At 68.3% G+C, this 7,962-nt stretch carries 8 protein-coding genes; all 8 read right to left on the reverse strand.

Annotated features, from left to right (window positions below):
- Positions 1 to 379 precede the first annotated feature (379 nt).
- Positions 380 to 1,645, reverse strand: a complete 1,266-nt coding sequence (locus AB1578_19850; GenBank protein MEW6490147.1) for a hypothetical protein — start codon at positions 1,643 to 1,645, stop codon at positions 380 to 382.
- Between the two features lie 100 nt (positions 1,646 to 1,745).
- Positions 1,746 to 2,528, reverse strand: a complete 783-nt coding sequence (locus tag AB1578_19855) for an enoyl-CoA hydratase/isomerase family protein (protein ID MEW6490148.1) — start codon at positions 2,526 to 2,528, stop codon at positions 1,746 to 1,748.
- 24 nt (positions 2,529 to 2,552) lie between these two features.
- Positions 2,553 to 3,320, reverse strand: coding sequence for an SDR family NAD(P)-dependent oxidoreductase (locus tag AB1578_19860; GenBank protein MEW6490149.1), 768 nt, complete (start codon positions 3,318 to 3,320; stop codon positions 2,553 to 2,555).
- Entirely contained in the window at positions 3,317 to 4,279 is a 963-nt protein-coding gene (locus tag AB1578_19865) for an acyl-CoA dehydratase activase (GenBank protein ID MEW6490150.1), read from the reverse strand. The genes AB1578_19860 and AB1578_19865 overlap by 4 nt, the downstream gene beginning before the upstream one ends.
- Before the next feature lie 11 nt (positions 4,280 to 4,290).
- Positions 4,291 to 5,127: an acyl-CoA dehydratase activase gene (locus AB1578_19870; protein ID MEW6490151.1), complete on the reverse strand. Its 837-nt coding sequence runs from the start codon at positions 5,125 to 5,127 to the stop codon at positions 4,291 to 4,293.
- A 13-nt stretch (positions 5,128 to 5,140) separates the two neighbouring features.
- Positions 5,141 to 6,265 carry a 2-hydroxyacyl-CoA dehydratase family protein gene (locus AB1578_19875; protein ID MEW6490152.1) on the reverse strand — a complete coding sequence of 375 codons (1,125 nt, stop codon included), beginning with the start codon at positions 6,263 to 6,265 and terminating at the stop codon, positions 5,141 to 5,143.
- Between the two features lie 68 nt (positions 6,266 to 6,333).
- On the reverse strand, positions 6,334 to 7,677 hold the full coding sequence (locus AB1578_19880; protein MEW6490153.1) for a 2-hydroxyacyl-CoA dehydratase family protein: 1,344 nt from the start codon (positions 7,675 to 7,677) through the stop codon (positions 6,334 to 6,336).
- A 66-nt stretch (positions 7,678 to 7,743) separates the two neighbouring features.
- Positions 7,744 to 7,962, reverse strand: a 219-nt coding sequence (locus AB1578_19885; protein MEW6490154.1) for a hypothetical protein, incomplete at its 5' end; no start/stop codon positions are given.

Genomic DNA, 7,962 nt, shown 5'->3' on the forward strand with positions numbered 1-7,962 from the left:
CCTGTGCCAGGAGACGACGCCGTGACCCTTTCGGGGCGCCGGCGCGCAAACCCCGCGGGGCCCGTCTTCCAAGCCTTCCCCCTCGCCCCCGCAAACGAGATGGTGTTTGTACTACCGCGCAACACCCGGCTCACAACGCCTCACCCTGCGACAGCTTCGTGCGATGGGGCACAACTCCGGGGGGCGCCTTCGGCACGCCGAAGGCGCGCGGGCCGTGGTGGAGGCCACGGCCTTCAGGCGATGGCCGTTCCCCTGGCGGGGCGATGAAGGCCGCCGGGAAGCGGGGCGGGCGCGAAGAACCGCACGTTCCCGCGGCGAGAGAGGATGTGGGGAGAGGCCTCCCGGGGCGGACGGATGTGCCGGCCCGGGAGGTTCGGGATCAGTGTTCCGCGTCTCGAAGGACCAGGGAGACCACGGTGCGGTCGTCGCCTCCCATGTTGGCGGTGAGGCCGACCCGGGGTATGCGGGGAAGCTGGTACGCGCCGCACAGGCCCTTCATCTGTCGAAAGATCTCGGCGGCTTGCTTGACGCCGGTGGCCCCCACCGGATGCCCGAACCCGATCAGGCCGCCCCCCGTGTTCACCGGGATGTCGCCCCCCAGGCCGGTGCGGCCCGACAGGATCAGCTCCATTCCCTTGCCCGGCGCGGCCCAGCCGATGGCCTCGTACATGAGCAGTTCGGCGATGGTGAAGCAGTCGTGGACCTCGGCCACCTGCACGTCGCCGGGGCCGATGCCCGCATCCCCAAGGGCCTCGCCGACGGCGGCCGCCACCGTCTCCAGGCACAGGAGGTTCGTCACCTTGCCGAGGGGGTTGGTCGCAAAACCGTAGGAGCGGACCTCGGCGCACTGGTTCCGGCGCCTGCCCAGCTTGGCCAGCCCCGCCTCGCTCGCGAGCACGACCGCGGCCGCTCCGTCGGTTACCTGGGAGCAGTCGCTCACCTTCAGGTGGTCCCGGACCTGGGGATTCTGGAGGAAGTTGGGGTTCGCGTCGCTGGCCGTAGCCGCCCGGTCGAGGGACATGGTGACCGCGTGCATGTGGGCCAGGGGGTTCTTGTTGGCGTTGGCGAAGGCCTTTACGGCAAAGTGGGCCAGGTCTCGATCGGCAATCCCGTAGGCCTCTTTGTACGCCTTGGCCCGCCGCGCCAGGATGGCGGGAAAGGTGAACTCGTCGAAGGAGCGCTCGGTCGCGTAGTGGGAGGCGCGGGCCAGGAAGTCCGCTCCCTCGCGGGCGCGCACCGTCGTCTGGACCTCGGCGCCCGCCACCAGGACCACGTCGACCCCGGCCTGGATGGCGTCCAGCCCGGCCACGAGCGCGGTTCCGCCCGATGCGCACGCCGCCTCGAGGCGGGCGAACCCCTTGCCCTCCAGCCGGGCGTCCGCGCGGGAGGCCATGGCTCCGAGATGCCCCTGGCTGGAGAAGAGCTCTCCAGCGAAGTTCCCCACGTATCCCCGGTCCACCACCGTCGGATCGGGCATGTACTGCGCGATCAGCTGGCGAATCGCGCCCGTCAGGTGATCCTCGAGGCTCGGGTTCTCCCGACGTCCGAAGTCGGGATGGCCCTTCATCACGAAGGCTGGATTGCCCTTCCCGAGGAACGGCGTGATCGCGGCGCCAGCCAGGTACACGGGCCGTGCAAGTTTCATCTGCGTCTCCTCTGGGTTGTGCGGGGTCTTGCCTTGCGCTCCGCCGGCGCGGTCCGCCCGCCGGCGGTTGCTCCAGGCCGGACCGCACGCCGATGGGACACTATCTCCCGGTATAGACCGGCGGCCGCTTCTCGCTGAACGCCCGGATGCCTTCCCGCGCGTCCTCGGTGTGCGCAAACAACCGGGTGATGCCGTCGAGCTCCCGGGCCTGGCCCGTAAGGCAGGGCTCGTCGGCGGGGGCGCGCAGGCAGGCCTTGATCTCGGCAATCGCCCGCGTCGCCCCCTGCGCGAGCTCCTCCGCGAGCCCGACGCTCTCGGCGAGGAGGACTTCGGGCGGGAACACCCGGTCGACGAGTCCGATGGCGAGGGCCTGCGGTCCCGTCAGGGTACTGCCCCGCAACAGGAGCTCGGTGGCCCTGGCGCGCCCGATGAGCCGGGGAAGCCGCTGTGTTCCTCCTGCGCCGGGCAGCAGCCCCAACTTCACTTCCGGCAGGCCGATGAGGGCTCCGGCGTCGGCCATGTAGCGAAAGTCGCAACAGAGCGTGAACTCGCAGCCGCCCCCCAGCGCGTGGCCGCTTACGACCGCGATGGTCGGCAGGGGCAGGCGCTCGATCCGGCCGAAGACCCCCTGAGCGTCGGCGATGTACCGGCGAAATGCGGCCTCGTCCAGGCTCAGCAGGTACTTGAGGTCCGCCCCTGCCATGAGGACCTTGCGGACTTCGCTCCGAAACACCACTGCACGGCACTGCGGATCGTCGCCCACCTCGGCAACGGCCCGGTCCAACTGCGCCATGAGCTCGGGGCTCATGGCGTTGGCCGGAGGGGAGTTCAGGAAGATGTGGGCGACCCCGTTGTGTCGTTCCCACCTCACCGCGTCGGGCATCGGCTTCCTCCTCGATCAGGATCCCTACTTTTCCCGCATCCGGATCGCGCCGTCGAGGCGGATGGTGGTGCCGTTGAGCATGGGGATCTCGACGATGGCCTCGACGAGGCGCGCAAACTCCGCGGGCCGGCCGAGCCGCCGCGGGAAGGGCGTCATCTGGGCGAGGGCCTCCCGCGCGGGGGCAGGCAGCGCGCCGAACATGGGCGTCTCGAACAGGCCCGGCGCGATGGTCACGACGCGAATCCCTGCGTCCGCGAACTCCCGCGCCACCGGCAAGGTCAGGCCTACGATCCCGGCTTTGGACGAGCTGTAGGATACCTGCCCAATCTGCCCCTCGTACGCCGCCACGGACGCGGTGTTGACGATCACGCCCCGCTCTCCCTCCTCGTTGGGATCGTTGCCCAGCATCTTCTGGGAGGCCAGGCGAATCACGTTGAACGTGCCCACGAGGTTGACCCGAAGGACCTGCTCGTACTGGGCGAGCGCCATGGGGCCGGATTTGCCCACGACCTTGCCCGGAGTGACGATCCCGGCGCAGTTCACGACGGCGTTGACGCGTCCGAAGGCGGCCAGGACCCGGTCGAGGGCGGCCGCCACGCTGTCCTCCGAGCTCACGTCGGTTTTCGCGAAGACGGCCGAGGCACCCAGTTCCGAGGCCAGAGACTTCCCCCGCTCCTCCTGCAAGTCGAGGATCGCGGCTCGGCCCCCCTTGGCGACGAATTTCCTGACGGTCGCTTCTCCGAGCCCGGAGGCTCCGCCGGTCACCAGGGCTACACAATCGGACATCTTCATGGGGTCTCTCCTCGTGGGGATGGTTTCGCCTTGCCGGATCGGCTGGCGCGCTCGTTTCGGATCTCCGCGGCCTTCTCCCGTGCGGGTGACGGGGGCAGGCGCACGGCTCTGGGACGGGTCTCCGCGGCCGCGGCCCTTCGCGCCGGCCGGCGCTGGACCGCGGCGCTGGCCGCGTCGGTCCCAGGCTCGGCGAGACGGCTTGCCAGAACGGCGGCCCCCAGGGCCCCCACCATCTGGGGCCTGTCCAGGACCCGGAGCGAGGTGCCCATGTGGCTCTCCAGTTGCCGCAGGAGTCCCACGTCCAGGGCGCCGCCACCGCTCACGGCGCATTCCGGCTTGGCGCCGTGGGTGCGTACGAGGCTGCCGATCTTCTCGGCCAACGCGCGGTGCACGCCGGCCAGGATGTCTTCCCGGGCCACTCCCTCGCTCACCCGCGTGATCGCCTCCGACTCGCCGAAGACGGCGCAGCCGGTCGTGAAGGTCACGGGCCGGGTGGACTGGAGGGAGAGCGCGCCGACGTCTTCGAGCCGGACCCGGAGTACGTTGGCGATGACCTGGAGAAAGCGGCCGCTGCCCGTGGCGCACTTCTCGTTGGAGGAGAAGTGGGCCACTCGGCCGACCTCGTCGAGCCAGACCACCCGGGTGGCCTGGGAGCCGATGTCGATCACGGTGCGCACCGACGGCGCCGCGGCGGCGGTGCCCCGGGCCGTGCAGATCACGTCCCCGACCACCGAGTCGGCGAAATCGATCTGCGGAGCGCCGATTCCGGTGGCCACCACCGCCCGGACGGACCGGAGCGTCAATTGGTTGGCTGCCAGGAGGCGTTCCACGGCCTCCTGGGCGGTCCTGGTGTAGTGGGTTCCGGAGGGGACCGCGAGCCAGCCCACGGGGCCGTCCGGGCCCAGCAGGACGACCTTGCAGGAATACGCTCCCAGGTCGACGCCCAGGTCCCAGCCCATGGTTCCTCCTGCTAATCGTAGAAGCGCGCCTCGGCCAGCGTGCGGGCTCTGGGCCGACGGTCCTCCCGGGCAATCGCGGCGTGTTTGCGCTGCGCGAGGAGGGCTGCGCCCAGGGCCCCCGTGATGAAGCTGTCCTCGGGCACACGCACGGGCCGCCCGAGCTGGCGCTCTACGGCCCGCACGTAGCCGATGTTCTTCGCCACTCCGCCGGTGAGCACGACCTCGCCGTCGATGCCCAGGGAGCGCGCCATTCGGGCAGTGCGGCCGGCCATGGCTTCGTGGACTCCGGCCACCACGTTCTCGATCGACTCGCCTGAGGACAGGCGGGCGACGATCTCCTGTTGGGCGAAGATCGTGCAGATGCTCGCGATGCCCGCGGGGGCCGTCGCCTCGAGGGACAGGGGCCCGAGCTCCCCCAGCCCCAGCCCCAGCGTGTCGGCGAGGACCTCGAGGAACCGGCCGGTACCCGCGGCGCACTTGTCGTTCATCACGAAGTTGACGAGCTTTCCCTCGTGGATGCGCAGAGCCTTGGCGTCCTGGCCGCCCACGTCGATCGCCGAGCTCACCGACGGGAAGAAGTAGGCCACCCCCGTGGCGTGGCAGGTGAGCTCGGTGATGTGCTTGTCCGCGAAGGGCACGTTCACCCGCCCGTAACCGGTGGCCACGAGGTACGCCACGTCGTCGATGGAGATCCCGGCTGCGTCGAGCAGCTGCTCCACGACCCGGTTGGCGAGCTTGCGGTGCTCCGGGCCGGTCTCCTGGACGACCTTGCCGGCGATCGCGGCGCCCTCGTCAATGAGGATCGCCTTCGTCCAGGTCGAGCCGATGTCGATGCCGGCGAAGTACACGCAGGACCCCCGATCAGTCGAGGGTCTCGACAAAGGCCTCGATCCGGGTCCGCAGCGGAGCGAGGGCTCCGGCCGAGTAGTTGTGCTCCACGTAGGTGAAGGGAGTTCCCAGGTGGCGCAGGTAGTCCATCACGTCCACGAGCTCGTAGCCGTGGGGGTCGCAGAAGCGCACGGAGAGGAGGATTACCCCGTCCACCTTCCAGCTGTCGATGAAGCGCCCCAGGTGGTCGTAGCGGGCCCCGAGGTCCGCGATGTGGTCCTTCTTTAGCGGGTTCTGCCCCTTGTCCACGAACGTCCGGGCCGTCTGCACTCCCACCAGGTACTTGTTCGCCAGGGCGGAAAGGAGGTCGCCGTTCACCTCCACGTCTGTCTGATAGGGGCGCGTTCCCTCGTCCAGGTCGTCGATGACCACGTTGGTGCCGCCGGCCTCGATCACGTCGAGGTACGCGCCGTCGTCGATGACGCTGCCCCAGACCAGCGTACGGGGCCTTGTCTGCGGGCGCCCTTCGCGGCGGTCCCTCGCCTCGGCAATCACTTCCCGCAAGAGCTCCACGCTCTCTGCCACCGGCAGGCTCTGGACGGCGAGAATGACATCCAGAGTGTCCCGACCGGAGAGGGCGGGAGGATCGGCTCGGTTGAGGTCGTAAAGCTCCCTCACGAGCGCTCTCTGCCGGTTGTAGGCGTGGATGGCCTCCCGGAGTTTCTGCTCGGAGAACGGCTGGCCGCTGTAGCGGCTCATCTGGGCGCAGAAGTTCTCGATCTGGGTGCGGAAGTACTCGATGGCGTAGCCGTGCGCGGTGGAGGGGACGTCGATGAAGTGCGTGAAGGGGAAGCCCACCATCGACGAGATCACTCGTACCGTCTTCTCCTGTGCGTCGCACGGATGGGCCATGGCGAAACCGTCCAGGAAGTCGAACCGGCCCTTCAGCGCCAGGTCGAGCACGCTTCTCATGTAGGGGCAAAAGGCGGCGGGCAGCCCCCGGTCGGCTTCCGTCACGGGCTCCCGGATGTCGCCGAGGATCCGGTACGGCACCATCCCGAACGCCTCGACGATCTCCAGAGGTACATGCACCGACAGGTAGCCCACCACCTTTCTTCCGGCCTGCTTTCGCGCGAGAGCCCCCTCCTTTCGCGACACAAGGATCTCCCTTGCCCTCGTCAGCCCCGATTTTGCCATGTGGGTCGTCCCTTCTTCTCGAAAATGGATTACCAGTCCAGGCCGGCGTTGCGCCGCTTTTCGCGGTGGTGCTCCATGCTCTCCTCGAAGGCCTCCGCCCTGCGCAGGGCATCGTCCGGATCGAAGAGCGTGAAGTCGACGATGTCGCCCTCGACCCACAAGCTGGGTACGTGAAGCTTGTTCTGGAGCGTCTCTCGGACGAAGCCCAGATGGGTCGATGTGCTGCGGCATGTAACCAATGGATGCATGAACATCCCGTCGATCTTGAACTCCTTGGCCCAATAGATATATGGGTAGCCCATGTAGCCGAAGTCGCAGTTGTCCTCGACCGCATACTTGTAGTATCCGGTGTTGAACTGAAGCCCGTGGCGCGCGATCTTTTCCACGGGGTCGCTCACGTGCGACAGGTCCATCGGGATGGGCGGGTGATACGCCCAGCTCTCCACTACAAAGTTCCAACCACGCTCCGCCAGGATGTCGAAGAACTTCAGGCTGTGCCAGGGCGGCAGCTCGGCGAAGCCGAGCCGGTACTTCTCGTGGGCGACCGCCCCCTTGCCCTGGGCGATCAGGGCCGTGAGCTCTGCGTGCAAGGCGTGGTATTCGGTGATGGCCGACTTGATGTCACCCAAGAGATACAGAGATGCCGGCATGCCGGACCAGAAATGGCGAGAGTGCATGGGGCTTGGACAGGCTTTTCGAAGCTCGTTGACCTCGTACCAGACCCGGTTCATCTCGATCATGTCCGCCACGACCTCTTCGAGGCGATCCATGCTCAGCCGCCGGCCCAGCAGGCGCTCGGCGAACCGGATGAACTCCCGCGTGTTCTCCGTGGCGAGTTTTACGCAGCTCTCGTAGACCCCCGGCTGGAAGAACTCCTTCACACCGGGAATGGGCATCTGCAGTGTGTAGACGGGGGCGTCGAAGAAGTGTCCGAGCCCCTGGAACCACTTGTACCGGGCGTCGCAGATGATGTCGGAGGCCACCAGCAGGATCGGCTGGGGCATCCCTCCCATGGGCGCCTCGGGGGGAATCTGACCCCCGGTCTCTCGCATCATCCGATGGGTGTACCCGTAGTTGTTGCGGGCGTAACCACACAGGTGCGTCGGGAAACCCGCCGCGTCAGAGAGTTCCAGGTAGCGCGCGGCTGCCCCCGAGGCGGCGCACACGGCGCCGTAATTTTCTGGATAGACGACCTCGACGTCCATGGCCTTGAGGACGGGTGCCCCCTGCCACCAGTTGGCCATGCTCCACACGGTCGGCTTGCCCTCGGCTATCGCCTCGACGCTCTTCTTGTAGGAAGCGTCGACCCGGGAACGCAGCGGGTATATGGATTCCAGGCTGTTGATCGATTTGGGTTTCTTTTCGGGGCCCATCGTCGCTCCTCTAGGGTGGTCTCATCGCTTCAGGGGGCCCGGGGCCCCGGGCTGGAGGCGCAGAGCCTACGCGCTGCGCCGGGCGCGGTTCGAAGCCGTGGCCGGTGCGGACGCAGCAGGCTTCGCGGCGCGCGGCGCGGCGCCCTTTCGGGCGGGACGGGCTGCGGGGGCGGCGGCCTTTGGGGCGGTCTTGGGCTTGTTGCCGTTGCCGGCGGGGGGCTGTGCCGCCCGGGGCGTCTCGGCCTGGCGCAGCTTGTCCTCGTAGCAGTCGACGCAGATCTCGCG

It is taken from the genome of Thermodesulfobacteriota bacterium (assembly GCA_040756475.1).
GTDB lineage: Bacteria > Desulfobacterota > Deferrisomatia > Deferrisomatales > JACRMM01 > JBFLZB01.